Origin of the sequence: Limnobacter sp. (assembly GCF_036405155.1) — a bacterium.
GTDB lineage: Bacteria > Pseudomonadota > Gammaproteobacteria > Burkholderiales > Burkholderiaceae_B > Limnobacter.
The window spans coordinates 228,077-245,319 of record NZ_DASWYD010000007.1; the positions used below are offsets into that span (position 1 = coordinate 228,077).

Genomic DNA, 17,243 nt, shown 5'->3' on the forward strand with positions numbered 1-17,243 from the left:
GGGGGCCTCTTCTGCGGAGGCTGCATGCCGAACACCAGCAACGTGAATATTTTGCAGTCCCTGCGCACCATCCTGAGCGGAATGGTGGCCGAGCCCGGGCATGATGCGGCCATTCAGCCGCTGCATCACTTGGTGGTGTGGTTGCGTCATGACGCTTTGGGCTCACACTTTGAGCTCGATCGCCGCTGTACCCTGTTGCTGGACACCTTGACGGCGGACGTTGATTTGCGTCGGCAGGTGAAGGCGTACCTGGAGCAGTTTTTGACCGAACGCCGGTACCGCTACACGTTTGCCGAGTTGGGTATTCTGGGCAACGAAACCTTTGGGCAAGCCATGAAAAACAGGTTGTTCCAACGCCTGCTGCCCGCCACCGTGGAAGACAAAACCCTGCGTGAAACCTTGGGTTTGCTGTTTGACAAAACCACCGACCATGAATGGGTTGAACAAATCCGTCCTGAGCATTGGAAGCGATTGGTGTCGCTGATGAATTGGGATCAACCCGGTTTGCCAGTGTGGAGCGGGGTACAACGCGAAATGCTGGAAGCACTGGAGCTGTTGGCGGTCCGTGTGGCCTCGCTGGGTGTTGAGTCCGAGTTCACCCGGTGTCTGGATGCTGCGGACCGCACCACCACCCCCTTTGTCGAGCAGCACCTGGAGCTGCGACAGGTGGTGGCACAGGCCCACCAGGCCATGACCCACGGCCAGACCTTGGACCGTTTGGCAGACCACCTCGATGTGCTGCTGGACCAGTGTATGGATTACATCCGCAAAGCGCATGGACAGGCTCGCGTTCAGGGCACCTCGGTGACCTTGAGCCTTATTCTGATTCGTTTGGAACAATCGATTGGACGCATGCGCCAGTTGCTGAAGCTGGTGGGTGTGTTGCCGTGCGACAGCCGCTTAAACAAGTCCACTGAATTTTTTGCGACGCTGGTGCGCGAGGAAAACCGAAAGCATTCCCTGAGTGACTTGTGGACCAGTTTGACGGACAAACTGGCTGTGCGTGTGACGGAGCATGCCAGCAAAACCGGTGAAAAGTACGCCACAGAAACACCGGCAGAGTACTGGCAAATGGCCAAGGCTGCCATCGGTGCCGGTGTCATTGTGGGTGCGCTGTCGCTCATCAAGGCGCAGATGGCGTCCTGGCATGTGCCCCCACTGTGGGAGGCGGTGCTGTTCAGCCTCAACTACGGCCTTGGTTTTGTCATCATCCATTTGTTGCATTTCACGATTGCAACCAAGCAGCCCGCCATGACGGCAGCCCGCATTGCCGCTGCGCTCGACTCAACCAATGGCCGGCTGACCAGCATTGACCGCGTGGTGGAGTTGGTGGTGCAAGTGGCCCGCACGCAGTTTGTGGCGATATTGGGCAATATGCTGCTGGCGTTTTTATCGGCCTTGCTGATTGCGTTGGCCTGCACGGCGGTGTTGGGGCATTCGCCCATTTCTCTGGAAAAGAGCGAGACCATGCTGCTGGAGTTAAACCCGGTGATGTCCGGTGCCATTCCCCACGCTGCCATTGCTGGTGTATTCCTATTTTTGGCGGGCATCATCTCGGGCTATTACGACAACCTCAGCATGTACCACCGCATTCCAGACCGCTTGCGCAAGGTGCCCTGGTTGCGCCGCTTGCTTGGGGTGGCGCGCTTAAATCGCCTGGCCAATTATTTGGTGAACAACACGGGGGCACTGGCGGGTAATTTTTTGTTCGGTTGCATGCTGGGCTCGGCGGGCTTTGTGGGCTTTCTGTTGGGGTTGCCCATCGACATTCGGCACATCACTTTCTCATCGGCCAACCTGGCCTATGCCATGGAGGCGCAAGGCTTTGGCTTAAGCCCATGGGAAGTGGCGCTGTATGCGGGCACGGCTGTGGCCATTGGGCTCACCAACCTCGCGGTGAGTTTTAGCTTGGCCTTTTACACCGCTTTGAAAGCCCGTGGCGTGCGCCGTCGGGAGGTGATCAAGTTGGCCGGCGGTTTGGGCCGGCGTTTTTTAAAACGGCCCCGGGATTTTTTCTACCCGCCGCGCCCGCAGCCAGTGGTGGATGTGGCAACCAGCATCAAGCCTGAGAAGGCCGATTGAAGCCTTTTTTCCATTGCACGTCTTGCACGCCAGCCTGGTGGTGAATCCACCGGGCTGCCACAAACAGAAAGTCTGACAGGCGGTTGAGGTAGAGCAACAGTTCTTCCGGCACGTCTTCATGGCTTTTCAAGTCCACCACCACGCGCTCGGCCCGGCGACACACGGTGCGGGCAATGTGTGCGTAAGCCGCTGCCCTGCTGCCACCGGGCAGAATGAATTCTTCCAGCCGAGCCAGGGGTTTGTTGAATTCAGCGATCAGGGTGTCCAGCCGAGCCACGGCGGTGTCGGGAAACACATCAAAACCGGGCATGCACAGCGCAGCGCCCAGGTCGAACAGGTCATGCTGAATGCGGGTAATCTCGGTGCCCAGCGGCTCGGGCAAGGGCTCTGTGAGCAGCAGGCCCAGGTGCGAGTTCAACTCATCCACATCGCCCATGGCATGCACGCGCAGGTCTTTTTTGGAAAGCCGGCTGCCATCGGCCAGGCCAGTGGTGCCGTCGTCGCCGGTGCGGGTGGTGATGCTGGAAAGTCTGTTGCCCATGCTGTGTGTACTGCCTCGGTGTGGTGACCCAAATAAACGAACAAAAACAAGGGCGCTTGTGGACAACCCTGAGTCCATTGAGCGCACTTCAAGCCTATACTTTGAGTTTAACGCAGGGGTCCTGGCAAATCGGTTGCCGGGTGAGAAAAACCCTCACACCTGTGCAGGTAATGCTGTTCGCAGGAAGCGGTTCCAACAGGCTGGCGGTTGTTTTCGCCCACGCCTTGAGCACTCTTCTGGCACGCATGCCTTTGCAGTTGAACCTGCGTCCCGGTTTCTTCAGGAGTGCCCATGAACGCCAATCCCGATTTCCTCGCAGCCACGGCCAAGGTTGATGAGGCCGCCATCCAGCCCTTGCCAAATTCCCGCAAAGTGTATGTGCAGGGTTCTCGCCCCGACATTCAAGTGCCCATGCGCGAAATCACGCAGGACGACACGCCCACGGCGTTTGGTGGCGAGAAGAACCCGCCGATTTATGTGTACGACTGCTCTGGCCCATACACCGACCCCAATGTCCGCATCGACATTCGCTCTGGCCTGGCGCCCATTCGCGCCAACTGGATTGAAGAACGTGCCGACACAGAGGTGCTGAATGGCCCCACATCGCATTACGGCATTGAGCGCTTGAACGACCCCAAACTGGCCGAGCTGCGGTTTAACCTGACCCGCAAGCCCCGCCGTGCCAAAGCCGGCAAGAATGTGAGCCAGATGCACTATGCGCGCCAAGGCATCATCACGCCGGAAATGGAATACGTGGCCATTCGTGAAAACATGCGCCGTCAGGAATACATCGACAGCCTGAAAACCCAGGGCGGAAAAACGGGCGAGCGAATGGCCCAGTTGCTGTTGCAGCAGCACAAGGGTCAGTCCTTTGGCGCTGCCATTCCCGAGCAAATCACACCCGAATTTGTGCGTGATGAAATTGCCCGTGGCCGCGCCATCATTCCCGCCAACATCAACCACCCAGAGCTGGAGCCGATGATCATCGGCCGCAACTTCCTGGTGAAAATCAACGCCAACATCGGCAACTCGGCCGTGTCGTCGTCCATTGGCGAAGAGGTTGAAAAAATGACCTGGTCCATCCGCTGGGGTGGCGACACCGTGATGGATTTGTCCACCGGCAAGCACATTCACGAAACCCGCGAATGGATTTTGCGCAACAGCCCGGTGCCGATCGGCACTGTGCCCATTTACCAGGCACTGGAAAAAGTAAACGGCAAGGCCGAAGACCTGACCTGGGAAATTTTCCGCGACACCCTGATTGAACAAGCGGAGCAGGGCGTGGACTACTTCACCATCCATGCGGGCGTGCGTTTGCAGTATGTGCCACTCACCGCCAACCGCATGACGGGCATTGTGAGCCGTGGTGGTTCCATCATGGCGAAGTGGTGCCTGGCCCACCACAAAGAAAACTTCTTGTACACGCACTTTGAAGACATCTGCGAAATCATGAAGGCTTACGACGTGAGCTTCTCGCTGGGCGATGGCCTGCGCCCAGGTTCTATTTACGATGCCAACGATGAAGCCCAACTGGGCGAGTTGCGCACACTGGGCGAGCTGACCCAAATTGCCTGGAAGCACGATGTGCAGGTCATGATTGAAGGCCCCGGCCATGTGCCGATGCAGCTCATCAAAGAGAACATGGACATTCAGCTGAAGGAATGCCATGAAGCGCCGTTTTACACGCTTGGCCCGCTGACCACCGATATTGCACCCGGTTACGACCACATCACCAGTGGCATCGGCGCTGCGCAAATTGGCTGGTATGGGTGTGCCATGCTGTGCTACGTCACGCCGAAGGAACACCTGGGATTGCCCAACAAAAAGGACGTGAAGGACGGCATCATCACCTACAAAATTGCGGCGCATGCAGCCGACTTGGCCAAAGGCCATCCCGGTGCGCAAATTCGCGACAATGCCTTGTCCAAGGCCCGATTTGAGTTCCGGTGGGAAGACCAGTTCAACCTTGGCCTGGACCCAGACACAGCCCGCGCATTCCACGACGAAACCCTGCCCAAGCAGAGCATGAAAGTGGCGCACTTCTGTTCCATGTGCGGTCCGCATTTTTGCTCCATGAAAATCACGCAGGACGTGCGCGAATATGCGGAAAAACTGGGGGTGAGCGAGAAAGAGGCCTTGAACAAGGGCATGGAAGAAAAATCCATTGAGTTCATCAAAACCGGCGCCAAGGTGTATCACCAGCAGTAATTTCAGCCCTCAATCAACACTAAGTGCCGGTTTTTTCGGCACAAATTTGACACCGCCCGCATTGCTTTGTAGCATTGGGCGGTGTTTTTTTATCATCAGGAGTAATTCGGGTGTTTGTCTGATCATCGATCACGCCTTCCCGACCCTTTATGGACAGTCCCAGTTGTCGAAGTGACTCGCACTTCAACCCCCTGTTTTTTCTCGAATTCCCCACCCAAATACCGACGCGGACCCACACCGGAGACTGCACATGGACGTGCTGATTCTGCTGGGTTTGATTGTGCTCAATGGCGTGTTCGCCATGTCGGAAATTGCATTGGTCACCGCCCGCAAGGCCCGTTTGGCCAAACTGGCTGCCGATGGCGATTCTTCGGCCGAAGTGGCTTTGAAACTGGGTGAAGACCCCACCAAATTCCTCTCCACCATTCAGATTGGCATCACCTCGATCGGCGTGCTGAGCGGTATCGTGGGTGAAGCCGTGCTGGCCAAGCCCCTGTCGCAATGGATGCAAAGCCTGGGCGTTGAGGCCAGTGTGGCCTCGGTATCGTCCACCGCCATCGCCGTGGTGTTGGTCACCTACGTGGCCATTGTGGTGGGTGAGTTGGTGCCCAAGCGGTTGGGGCAGCTAAGCCCCGAGTCGATTGCACGCACGGCGGCTCGGCCCATGCAGGTGCTGGCCGTGGCAACCCGGCCCTTTGTGCTGTTGCTGACCTATTCCACACGCGGCCTGTTGCGTTTGATGGGCGTGAAAGAAAACACCGACAGTGGCGTGACCGAAGAAGAAATTCACGCCATGCTCGACGAGGGCAGTGTGTCGGGCGCCATTGAGCAAACCGAACACACCATGCTGCGCAACGTGTTTCGCTTGGATGACCGTCAGCTGGGCTCGTTGATGATCCCGCGTTCAGATGTGTTGTTTCTGGATGTGCGCTTGCCGCAGGAAGAAAACCTGAAGCGGGTGATTGAGTCGGAATATTCGCGCTTTCCGGTGTGTGATGGCTCACCCGACAAATTGCTGGGTGTGATTCATGCCAAGCAAGCGCTGGCCTATGCAGCGCAGGGCAAATTGCCAGACTTCGTGAACAACCTGCAGCCTTGTGTGTTTGTGCCGGAGACCCTGACTGGCATGGAATTGCTGGAGCAGTTCCGCAGCAACAGCATGGACATTGCCTTTGTGATTGATGAATACGGCGAACTTGAAGGCATTGTGACGCTGCACGATTTGATGGAAGCGCTCACGGGCGAATTCAAGCCGCGCAACGTGGAAGATGCGTGGGCCGTGCAACGTGAAGATGGTTCCTGGTTGCTGGACGGTGCCATTGCGATCCACGAGCTGAAAGACACGCTGGAAATGAAAGCAGTGCCCGAAGAAGAGAAGGGCCGATACCACACCTTGAGCGGCATGATCATGTTGCTGATGGGGCGCTTGCCCAACACTGGCGATGTGGCCGAGTGGGAAGGTTGGCGCTTTGAAGTGGTGGACATGGACGAAAAGCGGATCGACAAGATATTGGCCAGCCGTGTGCCGGAAGTCACTGAGGATGCTTCAGACACCACGGATGGTTGATGGGTGTCTACAAGCGCCTCGGTTCGCCGGGGCGTTTTTGTTTGTGGACTTTTCTCATGCGGACCTCCACGGTCACACCCCTTGGCGACGGCCAATCTGTTGTTCAAAACCTGAGCCTCGCGATCGCTGAGGTCGACCCTCCAAAAGAGACGGTCGGGAAATCGACCTCTGGGCCAGCTCGCTGAGCTTGGCCCACCGCGCCTGCTTGTCACGGTTTTGCAGATTGTCCTGACTGTCGCTGCAGGGGAGGTGAACCGCGCAGGCCGCCTGCACCGAGCCCCCGGCAATGCCGGTATGCCCGGCGCCGAACAGTTAGCCCCCCGATCGGTTTGACCCGCACGGCATTCGAACACACGGACCGAGATGTTTGAGCCACGCAGTGGCGAGTTCTCGGGACTGTTCGAAAGCGCGGGGCAACCTTTACATTTCGGGGGGCGTTCGGCACGGGCTGCCGGTGTTGCTTGAGGGCAATAAACAGACACGGGCTATCTGTGTAACCAAAAAGCAAACAACCCACCGAAGTGGGTTGCCGAATTAGCGCAATTCTGGTCGAGATCCGTACAACAACTTTTCCTGCATGGCTCGGTTGTTGTTGGCATTGGCTGCGTCGGAAGGCAAGCCGGGTGGTCCAAACAAACCGTTCAATTGTTTCACTTCCTGCCCAGCCGGTTCGCTGCTGACGGGCGCCGGGCGCGCAAGCTGCGTGCTGGGTATTGCGCCCAAGGGCACCACCTCGCCGGTTTGTGGGTCGATCATCACGCTTTCACGGCCGGTGTTGCCTACGCTGGTTGTGTTGTCCAGGTTGAGTGGTGCTGCAGCCTGTCGCGGCGCTGGCGCGGCGCTGGTGGTTGCCTTAACCGCTGAATTGGCGGGTGGCAGGTCAGCGGGGTTGAGCGAAGACAAACGGGCACATTGGCTTGCAGAAACGTTGTTGACTTGGGTCAACATATTGAACACGGCCTGTTCAATCACCATCCGGACGCCTTTCTGAATGGGTTCTTGCGTACGTTCTGCAGCGTTGATGTCCACCAAACCATCGCTGAAAAGGCGGAAATATCCCCCACTCAATTCAGTGCCGATGATTTGCTTTTGTAAGCTCTGTGTGTTGACGATTTCGAGGGTCTTGGTGTTGACCAAACGAAGGTCAACTGCCACGTCCATTACGAAGTAACGTGCACCCAAACCCAGAAACCGGATGGAAGAGTCGATACTGCCACTTTTGATGTTGTAGTTCACCTCGGTAATGCCACCCACAATGTGGTAGTCCGACCCGGGCAAGGAGCCCGAAAAGATGCGGCGATGCTCTTTGGTGTCTGGGTTGTCGGTAATCAACTTGTTGTCAGCGTACTTCAGTTCCATGTCGGCAATCGAAGTATCAAACCGTTCAACCATGGGAACGCCGGTTTTGCTCAATGCGGAAATCACCATCAGCGCCGCGCCTTGTGTTAAGCGTTTGCCATTGGTGAGGTCCTCTTTACCCGAGAAGTCGTTGACACGCCCCACTGCATACCGTTTGCTGGAGGCTGCTCTGGAGGCCAACAGGGGCTTGAGGCATTCCAGCGATTTGCTGTAACGGGTGCTGTTTTCAACCACGTTTGCGCCATCCAGCGGGTTGACATACTGAGAATTGCTGAATGAGGGCACCGTGGTACAGGCCGTGGCCGACACGGCGAAAAGGGCCAGCAAACAACGTTGGACGGGCAGTGGGCGGAGCATGATTAACCTATAAACTTGAAATGTATGTTGGTCAGTTGGCAAAGGCTCAGTTGCCTTCACCCAGCGAACTCAGGCTGGCGCGTTGTGAGCCGCTGTTAACCTGGGTGGCGTAAATGGTGATGGTGTTGTTGTTGCCCATGGCCTCTACATTGATCAGGTTGCCGATGGCGGTTGCTGCAAATCCGTAACCAGGAGATTGAACCTGCACGCGGTTGAAATTGGAATCTCGACGCGATGCGACGGTCGAGTCGATGTCGGTCACGCTGTTCATGCCCAGTGGTGTTTCAATGGCGCTGGGGTTACCCTCAAAGGTCACAGCGGCCATGGCCAGATTGGCCAAGGGCAGCAAGGCGAGGGTCAGTATTGTTTTTTTCATGGTGCTATCTCCAAAAGCGTTGGTTGCGTAATCCGCCACGAGGCCAACCAGACTGTGAGTTGACGAAGTGGCGGAAAAGTTCAATTCACTGAATCAGGGCTTTACGCCGCGAACAGAGATGTTGTTACCCACAGAGATGGCGCTGGCGGACAACTTGGATGGGTCGTAATTGAACATGACGCTGGCCAGGTTGTCGCCAACGTTGCACTGGGCCACGGACAACTCGGCCAAGCTTGTACCTGTGGCGGTGTAACCGAAGTTGTTGCCGATGGCCGATGCGCTCAGGGTGACTTCACCGGGCTTGGAACCACCCAGTTGGTTGGCTGTCACCAGGGCCACCTGGTCGCCGTAATTGCTTTGGCTTACATGACGCACAGGCACAGTCGCGCCAATGTTCACTTCCACGTTTACGTTGTTGCCAACGGAGGTGGAGTCGGCAGTCAGGGTGCCATTGTTGGTGATGACCACGTTGCGCAGATCAACATTGGACACGTTGCTGCCTGTGTTTTTCTGGATGATGATGCCGTTGTGGTTGGGGCTCAGGTAATAGCTGGCACCGAAGTCGACTTCAGCAGAAATGTCGCTGCTGCAGGTGGTGCCGGTGCAGGTTGCCGATGCGCCGGTGTGGATGGACAACAGCGCTGTCAACAACGATGCTGCGATGGCGGTTTTCTTCATAAAAGTTCTCCTGGGTTGGATCAATAGCCCCAATAAGGCCGTCTGGGAAGTCCGCTGTATGACAGCGGGAAAAATCGCAAGAATGCTTCGGTTGAGTGGACGCATTGTCTAAAAAGTTCGGAATATCCGTCCGGTCTGCAATCGCGGGACAATCCCCCATCAAGGGAGTAAACTGGAGGGCTTGTGAAAACCTCGCGAGCTGTTGTGGACACCATCGAAATCAAACCTGTGGAATTTGACCTGCCCACGCAGGGCAACCCGGCTGCCAGTTGCAAACCTTCTCAGGCATGGGCACGGGTACCCGCCCAACCTTCGGGCGAGGAAAAAGCAGCGTTGAAGGCTGAAATCAAAGCCTTGCTGAAGGCGCGTGATGCTGTCTTGGTTGCTCACTATTACGTGGATGCTGAGCTGCAGGACTTGGCTGAAGAGACCGGTGGCTGTGTGTCTGATTCCCTGGAAATGGCGCGTTTTGGCCGAGAAAGCGCTCATCAGAACCTGGTGGTGGCTGGCGTACGCTTCATGGGCGAGACCAGCAAAATACTGAACCCTGAAAAGCGGGTGTTCATGCCCGATCTGGATGCCACCTGCTCACTGGATTTGGGTTGCCCTGCCGAGGAGTTTGCGGCGTTTTGCGACCAGCACCCAGACCGGACTGTGGTGGTGTATGCCAACACCAGCGCGGCGGTAAAGGCCCGTGCAGACTGGATGGTGACCTCCAGCATTGCCTTGGACATTGTGGACCACTTGCATGCACAGGGGAAAAAAATACTGTGGGCGCCTGACCGTCACCTGGGGCAGTACATCCAGCGCCAAACCGGTGCGGACATGATGCTGTGGCAGGGCAGTTGCCTGGTACACGATGAGTTCAAAGCCGAAGAACTGAAAATGCTGAAGGCGCAGTATCCGAATGCTTTGGTACTGGTTCACCCGGAGTCACCCCAAGAGGTGGTGGCATTGGCCGATGTGGTGGGTTCGACCACGCAGTTGATTCGCGCCACGCAAACCCCTGGCGTTGATACCTACATTGTGGCCACCGACAACGGCATTTTGCACAAAATGCGCCAGTTTGCGCCCGACAAAACCCTGATTGAAGCCCCCACAGCAGGCAATTCTGCCACCTGCAAAAGCTGCGCGCATTGCCCATGGATGGCCATGAATGGCTTGGCGAACCTGCGCGATGTGTTGAAAACCGGCTTTGACACGGGCGTTGGTGAGGTGCATGTGGAGCCCGCATTGGGGCAGCAAGCCTACCGCTGCATAGACCGCATGCTGGACTTTGCAAAAACCCACGGCATCTCCGGTCCGCGAGGACAGGGGCGCCTGGAGCAGGCGCACCAAGGGGTGGGGCCAGCATGATGGATGCTTCGACAACACGCTCTGAGCTGTTCCGCTCGTTTGGCCCAGCCCTTGAATTGGCGCTGATGAAGAATGTGCACGACGCCATCGCGGAGGATTTGGGCAACACCGATTGGACCGGTCTGTTGGTGCCGGAAGGCAAGCGCTGCACAGCGCGCCTGTTGTGCCGTGACCAGGCCATTGTGTGTGGACAGGATTGGTTTACTGAAGTGTTTCGGGCTTTGTGTCCCGATGCGCAGATTCATTGGACGGTGACTGAGGGTGCCGAGGTGGCCGCCAACACGGTGGTGTGCGAGATTGAGGCCATGGCGCGGCCATTACTAACCGCTGAGCGCCCTGCCATGAATTACCTGCAGTTGCTGAGTGCAGTGGCCACCCGTACTCGGCATTTTGTGAAGTTGGTGGAGGGCACAAACGCTGCCATTCTGGACACCCGCAAAACCTTGCCCGGCATGCGCCTTGCGCAAAAGTATGCAGTTCGTGTGGGCGGCGGTGAAAACCAGCGCTTGGCCCTGTATGACGGCATTTTGATCAAGGAAAACCACATTGCCGCAGCTGGCGGCATTGCTGCGGTGCTGAAGCAGGCGCACAGCATTGCCTCGTCGCAGGTGAGTGTTCAGATCGAGGTGGAGAGCCTGGCCGAGTTGCAGGAAGCCCTGAATGGCGGAGCCAAGTCGGTGTTGCTGGACAACTTCGATTTGCAGATGATGCGGGATGCTGTTGCCATGACAGCAGGCAGCGCCATTCTGGAAGCCTCGGGTGGCGTGAATGAGACCACCGTGCGTGCCATTGCCGAGACGGGTGTGGACCGCATCTCGATTGGTTCATTGACGAAGGACATTCAGGCGGTGGATTTCTCCCTGCGTGTGCAGGATTGATCGCACCGCTGATGCGGGTGTCAAGCAGCTTAGTTTGACTTCTTCTTGGGCCGTTGCAGCACGGTTGGAAACGCGCGGGGCAGGGTGCCTGGGTAGTCTGCACTGAAATGCAAGCCGCGGCTTTCCTTCCGGTTCAGGGCGCTGGTCACAATCAAGTCGGCCACATCCACCAGGTTGCGCAATTCCAGCAAGTCACGGCTGACGCGGAAGTGGCTGTAGAACTCGGTGATTTCGTCCCGCAGCAGTTTGATGCGATGCTGGGCACGCTCCAGGCGCTTGTCGGTTCGGACAATGCCCACATAGTTCCACATGGTTTGGCGCAACTCGGCCCAGTTGTGCGAAATCACCACTTCTTCATCGGGGTCGGTAACGCGACTTTCATCCCACTCGGGCAATTCCATGGTTTCGCGGTTGGGTTTGCTCAAGATGTGGGCTGAAGCCGCTTGCCCCATGACCACGCATTCCAGCAGACTGTTGCTGGCCAGGCGGTTGGCACCGTGCAGGCCGGTGTAGGCGGTTTCGCCAACGGCATACAGGCCGGGAATGTCCGTGCGCGCATTGAAGTCGGTGACAACGCCGCCGCAGGTGTAGTGGGCGGCGGGCACCACGGGGATGCCTTGTTGGGTGATGTCGATACCCAGCTCAAGGCAGCGCTTGTAAATGGTGGGGAAGTGCTTTTTCAGTTTCTCGGCGGGCTCGTGGCTGATGTCGAGATACACACAGTCCAGACCGCGCTTTTTCATTTCAAAGTCGATGGCGCGGGCCACCACGTCTCGGGGTGCCAACTCGGCACGCTCGTCGTGTTCAGGCATGAAGCGGGTGCCGTCTGGCAGCTTCAATACCCCGCCTTCACCCCGCACTGCTTCGGTAATCAGGAAGCTTTTTGCGTAAGGGTGGTACAGGCAGGTGGGGTGGAACTGGATGAACTCCATGTTGGCGATGCGGCAACCCGCCCGCCATGCCATGGCAATGCCGTCGCCCGTGGCGGTGTCGGGGTTGGTGGTGTAGTTGTACACTTTGCCCGCGCCACCGCAGGCCAACACAATGTAGGGGCAGGTGAGGGTGAGCACGCGCTGCGTGTTTTCGTCCAGCACGTAGGCACCCAGAATGCCCGCCTTTTTTTCATTGAGCCGATCGCCAGTGATGAGGTCGATCACCATGTGGTGTTCGAACAGCTGGATGTTGGGGTGCTTGCGCACTTGGGCTTCCAGCGTGGTCTGAACGGCGTCGCCGGTGGCATCCGCCACATGCAATATGCGTCGGCGGCTGTGGCCACCTTCACGGGTCAGGTGAAAGCCGTTGGGCTCCGAATAGGTGCCGTCGTTGTCGTCTTCCCGGGAGAAAGGCACACCTTGCGCCACCAGCCAGTCGATGGCGGATGATGCATTTTCCAGAATGTATTGAACCGAGTCCCGCTCGCACAGACCACCACCAGCCACCAGGGTGTCTTGCACGTGCTCGGCCACGCTGTCGGCCGGGTCACGCACGGCTGCAATGCCGCCCTGCGCCCAGCGGCTGGCGGTCTCAGAGACGGAGCGTTTGCAAATGATGGCGACTTTCAGTTTGTCGGCCAACTGCAGGGCGGTGGTCAGGCCAGCCAGGCCACTGCCGATGATGGCGACGTCGAATTGTTTCATGACGGGGGTGCTGCTTTCAATGAACGGTCATGCTGCCATCATATCGAAGCGCGGCGCTGATATGATGCGGGGGCTCTCAATTCGGGAAGGGATTTCAACATGTGGGATTGGCTGTTGCTGGGCAAGGCTGCGGTGATGGGTGTGGTCGAAGGTTTGACCGAGTTTGTGCCCGTGTCGTCGACCGGGCATTTGATTTTGACTGCCGATGTGATTGGTTTTAACCCGGCCACTGCCTCGGTTTTTGAGGTCGTGATTCAGCTGGCAGCCATTTTGGCGGTGGTGTTGGAGTACAAGCAGCGCGTGCTGTCCACGCTGAAGGGCTTGGGGCGTGACCCGGTGGCCAACCGTTTTACCATCAACATGATTTTGGCTTTCTTGCCGGCAGCAGTCATTGGTTTGCTGTTTGGTAAACACATCAAAGCGGCTTTGTTCACGCCCACCGTGGTGGCCACCAGTTTTATTGTGGGTGGCGTGGTGATTTTGGTGGTGGAGCGCTGGGTGCGTCGGCCAGGCCACAGCCCCAAGGTGCTGGAAGTGGATGCGATTTCACCGCTGTTGGCGCTGAAGGTCGGGTTTCTTCAGGCCCTGGCCTTGATTCCGGGTACGTCGCGTTCGGGGGCGACCATCATTGGGAGTTTGTGGCTGGGCATGAGTCGCATGGCGGCCACACAGTTTTCGTTTTTGCTGGCCATGCCCGTGATGTTGGCGGCTTCACTTTACGAGTTGTGGGGCGCCCGTCACATTTTGAGTGCCGCCGATTTGCCGCTGTTTGTGGTGGGTTCGGTGACCAGTTTCATCAGCGCGTATGTGTGTGTGCGTTGGCTGTTGCAGTATGTGTCGCGCCATGACTTCAAGCCTTTCGCCTGGTATCGGATTGCATTTGGCATCCTGATTTTGGCCACGGCTCACATGGGTTGGGTCAACTGGTCGTGATTCCCGACGAGGTGTTTCAAGCGAAACTCCTCGTAAGGCATGGGGCGTGACAGCCAGAAACCTTGCACATAGTCTACGCCAAGTTTGCGGACGACTTCAAATTCGGCGTCGTGCTCCACGCCCTCGGTGGTGACCACCAAGCCCATGGTGTGTCCCATCTGGATGGTGGACTCCAGAATGATCTGGCTGTCGCTGTCGAGGTCAGCACCTTGAACCAGTGAACGGTCAATCTTGAGTTCGGTGACCGGGAAGCGCCGCAGGTAGGCCAGCGACGAGTAGCCCGTGCCGTAATCATCAATCGCAATCTGAAAACCCAGTTCAGCCAACCCGGTCAACAACTCCAGGGCCTGATCGGGGTTTTTCATGGCGGCACTTTCAGTAATTTCCAATGTGATGTGTCGTGCGCCCTCAGGCCGGCTGCTGTGTAGGCCTTTGCAGAATTCCAGCAAGCCTGGGTCTTCCAGGTCAACAGCCGATAAATTCATGGAGAGTTTGAGGTTTTGCCGCAAGCACAGTGGTGTCAAGCGATAGACCTCGTGAAGCACCCAGCGGGTGATGTCCCGGATGAGTCCGGTTTGCTCGGCCAGCTCGATGAAGCCGCCTGGGGCGATCAAGCCGCGCTCCGGGTGGTTCCAGCGGATGAGCACTTCCGCCTGGTTGATGTTGTTGGTGCGCAGGTTGAGCTTGGGCTGAAAGTGCAGACAAAATTGTTCGCCCTGGATGGCGGCCTTCAATTCTCCAATCAGGGCAACGCGTGCTGCAGACCTTGCGGCCATGCGTTGGTCAAATTCGATGACACGGCGGCGGGCTTTCTGGGCGAATTGTCGTGCAATCTCGGCATCGCGCAGCAGGTCTTCGGCATGCTGACCATGGGTGGGGTAATGGGCCACGCCTGCACGGGCCTCTACCGCCAATGCATGTTCCCGAATGCGAACAGTGGACTGCAGCATGCGCTCCAAAGCATTGTTTGTGGGGTAAACCGATGTTGGCACCAGGGCACCAAACAACGGCCCCTCGAGTTTGGCCAGCACAATGTGGTCGGTACAGAGAAGGCGTGCTTTGCGGGCTGCTTTTTTGATCAACTGTTGGGCAAGTTCATAGCCCAACACTTCCTGTATGCCATCGAAATTGTCGATGCTCCAGGTCACGACGGTGACGGGCTCTCGGGCTTGTTCAATGCGCTCTCGCAGGGCTAGCAACAAATAGGCCCGATTGGCCAAACCCGTCCACGGGTCGTGGTAAGCAGTCTGGCGAATTTGCTGCTCACGCTCCTGCAGTTCGAGGCCCAAGCGGATGAAGCTATTCTGCAGCTCCACAATTTCACGCACCGGGCTGGGCATGGGTTGCCAGTGGGCCGGGTTTTGGATCACAGCGTGGGCTTGCTCGTTTAATTGTTGAAGCGGTTGCACCACCACCCGGTTAATCCAGCGGGAGGTGAATATGCTGAGCAAGGCCACGAAGGCACACAGCGCAAGCATTTCCAGCCAATGCGTGGAACTTCGGTTAACCGACAGGCCTGGGTCAGAGTCCATCACCCCAGTGACCAGCCATTGAAAGGCCATCCAATAGGCGGCGCCCATGCCCAACATCAGGGGTAGCAGGCAATACACCAGGGTTCGTCGAGTGCCGAGCGCTGGAGGGGCAACTTGATCGGGCGGCTTGTGCATGGGTGAGGACAGGGAAACGACCTCACCGATTAGACCAAACCCACCGGATGCCTTGCATCCCGCAAGCGGGTCAGGCTGTGCGTCGGCTGTAGAGCAGGTCCCAAACGCCATGGCCCAGTTTCAGGCCGCGGTTTTCAAATTTGGTCAGTGGGCGGTCGTCGGGCCGTGGGGAATAGCCTGTGCCGTTCATGTTTTGCCAGTCGGGCGCATTTTCCAACACCTCGAGCATGTGCTGGGCGTAGTTTTCCCAGTCGGTCGCGCAATGCAACACACCACCCGGTTTCATTTTGAGCGCCAGTTTGGCCACAAACTCGGGTTGAATCAATCGGCGCTTATGGTGCTTCTTTTTGCGCCAGGGGTCGGGAAAGTAGAGCAGCACTTTGTCCAGGCTGCCATCGGGAATCATGTCGGCCAACACCTCCACCACATCATGAGAAATGATGCGGATATTCTGCAGGCCTTGTTCCTCGATTTTTTTCAAGAGCGAACCCACACCAGCCGTGTAAATTTCGACACCGAGGTAATTCACGTGGGGGTGCGCTGCCGCGATGGTGGCGGTGGTTTCGCCCATGCCAAAACCAATTTCAAGCCAGTTGGGTGCGCCGCTGCGGCCCCACACCTGCTCGAATGCGATGGGTGTTTTGCCGTAGACCAGGCCCCATTTGGGCATGCCCTCTTCAACAGCGCGTTCCTGTGCCCTGGAAATGTGGCCCCGCCGTTTGACGAAACTGCGGATGTGCTTGTTGCGAAACGGGTTGTCGTCGTCGGGCGTGGTGGCTTCTGGGTTCATTTGGCGCTGGATTGAATCACCCCTTCCACGGGGGAGGAGGGGCTGGCGGTGTAAAACTTTTTCGGCATTCTACCCGCCAGGAAGGCTTGCCGACCGGCTTCGGTGGCCAAGCGCATGGCATTGGCCATGGCCACGGGGTTTTGGGCCTTCGCAATGGCCGTGTTCATGAGCACGCCCGCGCAGCCCATTTCCATGGCGATGGCTGCATCGGATGCGGTGCCCACACCCGCGTCCACAATCACCGGCACTTGTGCTTTTTCCAGAATGAGGTGGATGTTCCAGGGGTTGAGTATGCCCATGCCCGAGCCGATGAGTGATGCCAGCGGCATGATGGCTTTGCAACCCACGTCTTCCAGCTTGCGGGCGTAGATGGGGTCGTCTGAACAATAAACCATGACATCAAAACCATCGGCCACCAGGGTTTTGGCGGCCACGAGGGTTTCTTCCATGTCGGGGTAGAGGTTGGTGGGGTCGCCCAACACCTCCAGTTTGCAGAGGTTGTGACCGTCCAGCAGTTCCCGGCCCAGGCGCAGCGTGCGGACCGCATCGGCGGCGGTGTAGCAGCCGGCGGAGTTGGGCAGGTAGGTGAACTGACTGGGCGGCAGGTAGTCCAGCAGGCTGGGCTCGCCAGCGGTTTGGCCGATGTTGGTGCGGCGAATGGCCACCGTCACAATTTGGGCACCACTGGCGGTGATGGCCTCGCGGGTTTGTTCCAGGCTGGCGTATTTGCCGGTGCCCACCAGCAAACGACTGGTGAATGTGCGGTCACCAACCTGCCAGGTGTCGGGTGCGGATGTGTTCATGGGTACTGCTC

At 57.7% G+C, this 17,243-nt stretch carries 14 protein-coding genes; 6 read left to right on the top strand and 8 right to left on the bottom strand.

Features of this window, described 5'->3' with window-relative positions; all coding sequences use genetic code 11:
* Window positions 1–24 precede the first annotated feature (24 nt).
* Window positions 25–2,082: a recombinase gene (locus VGE55_RS11715; protein ID WP_331131865.1), complete on the top strand. Its 2,058-nt coding sequence runs from the start codon at window positions 25–27 to the stop codon at window positions 2,080–2,082.
* Here the strand turns inward: VGE55_RS11715 and VGE55_RS11720 are convergent.
* Complete coding sequence (locus VGE55_RS11720) at window positions 2,060–2,623, bottom strand: cob(I)yrinic acid a,c-diamide adenosyltransferase (protein WP_331131866.1); 564 nt, start codon at window positions 2,621–2,623, stop codon at window positions 2,060–2,062. The genes VGE55_RS11715 and VGE55_RS11720 overlap by 23 nt on opposite strands.
* Window positions 2,624–2,914: 291 nt before the next feature.
* Between VGE55_RS11720 and thiC the strand changes: the two genes are divergently transcribed.
* Both thiC and VGE55_RS11730 read left to right on the top strand, forming a co-directional pair.
* Window positions 2,915–4,831: a phosphomethylpyrimidine synthase ThiC gene (gene thiC, locus VGE55_RS11725; protein ID WP_331131867.1), complete on the top strand. Its 1,917-nt coding sequence runs from the start codon at window positions 2,915–2,917 to the stop codon at window positions 4,829–4,831.
* A gap of 250 nt (window positions 4,832–5,081) precedes the next feature.
* Entirely contained in the window at window positions 5,082–6,398 is a 1,317-nt protein-coding gene (locus tag VGE55_RS11730) for a hemolysin family protein (RefSeq protein ID WP_331131868.1), read from the top strand.
* 534 nt (window positions 6,399–6,932) lie between these two features.
* Here the strand turns inward: VGE55_RS11730 and VGE55_RS11735 are convergent.
* The 3 genes from VGE55_RS11735 to VGE55_RS11745 form a co-directional block, all read right to left on the bottom strand.
* A complete protein-coding gene (locus tag VGE55_RS11735; RefSeq protein ID WP_331131869.1) occupies window positions 6,933–8,114 on the bottom strand; it encodes a CsgG/HfaB family protein in 1,182 nt (393 codons plus the stop codon).
* A 46-nt stretch (window positions 8,115–8,160) separates the two neighbouring features.
* Complete coding sequence (locus VGE55_RS11740) at window positions 8,161–8,490, bottom strand: hypothetical protein (protein ID WP_331131870.1); 330 nt, start codon at window positions 8,488–8,490, stop codon at window positions 8,161–8,163.
* Window positions 8,491–8,583: 93 nt separating this feature from the next.
* Window positions 8,584–9,168: a hypothetical protein gene (locus VGE55_RS11745; protein WP_331131871.1), complete on the bottom strand. Its 585-nt coding sequence runs from the start codon at window positions 9,166–9,168 to the stop codon at window positions 8,584–8,586.
* Window positions 9,169–9,372: 204 nt separating this feature from the next.
* On the opposite strand from VGE55_RS11745, the gene nadA reads away from it, so the two are divergent.
* A complete protein-coding gene (gene nadA, locus VGE55_RS11750) occupies window positions 9,373–10,524 on the top strand; it encodes a quinolinate synthase NadA (protein WP_414675039.1) in 1,152 nt (383 codons plus the stop codon).
* A complete protein-coding gene (gene nadC, locus VGE55_RS11755; RefSeq protein ID WP_414675040.1) occupies window positions 10,524–11,402 on the top strand; it encodes a carboxylating nicotinate-nucleotide diphosphorylase in 879 nt (292 codons plus the stop codon). The genes nadA and nadC overlap by 1 nt, the downstream gene beginning before the upstream one ends.
* A gap of 29 nt (window positions 11,403–11,431) precedes the next feature.
* On the opposite strand, the gene nadB is transcribed toward nadC, so the two are convergent.
* Window positions 11,432–13,039 carry an L-aspartate oxidase gene (gene nadB / locus VGE55_RS11760; RefSeq protein ID WP_331131873.1) on the bottom strand — a complete coding sequence of 536 codons (1,608 nt, stop codon included), beginning with the start codon at window positions 13,037–13,039 and terminating at the stop codon, window positions 11,432–11,434.
* Window positions 13,040–13,138: 99 nt separating this feature from the next.
* On the opposite strand from nadB, the gene VGE55_RS11765 reads away from it, so the two are divergent.
* Window positions 13,139–13,972, top strand: coding sequence for an undecaprenyl-diphosphate phosphatase (locus tag VGE55_RS11765; RefSeq protein WP_331131874.1), 834 nt, complete (start codon window positions 13,139–13,141; stop codon window positions 13,970–13,972).
* Here VGE55_RS11765 and VGE55_RS11770 read toward each other — a convergent pair.
* The 3 genes from VGE55_RS11770 to VGE55_RS11780 form a co-directional block, all read right to left on the bottom strand.
* A complete protein-coding gene (locus VGE55_RS11770) occupies window positions 13,945–15,639 on the bottom strand; it encodes a putative bifunctional diguanylate cyclase/phosphodiesterase (RefSeq protein WP_331131875.1) in 1,695 nt (564 codons plus the stop codon). The two genes, VGE55_RS11765 and VGE55_RS11770, sit on opposite strands and share 28 nt — an antisense overlap.
* A 70-nt stretch (window positions 15,640–15,709) precedes the next feature.
* Window positions 15,710–16,429 carry a tRNA (guanosine(46)-N7)-methyltransferase TrmB gene (trmB, locus tag VGE55_RS11775; RefSeq protein WP_331131876.1) on the bottom strand — a complete coding sequence of 240 codons (720 nt, stop codon included), beginning with the start codon at window positions 16,427–16,429 and terminating at the stop codon, window positions 15,710–15,712.
* Window positions 16,426–17,232: a thiazole synthase gene (locus tag VGE55_RS11780; RefSeq protein WP_331131877.1), complete on the bottom strand. Its 807-nt coding sequence runs from the start codon at window positions 17,230–17,232 to the stop codon at window positions 16,426–16,428. Before VGE55_RS11780 ends, trmB begins: the two co-directional genes overlap by 4 nt.
* Between the last annotated feature and the right edge of the window lie 11 nt (window positions 17,233–17,243).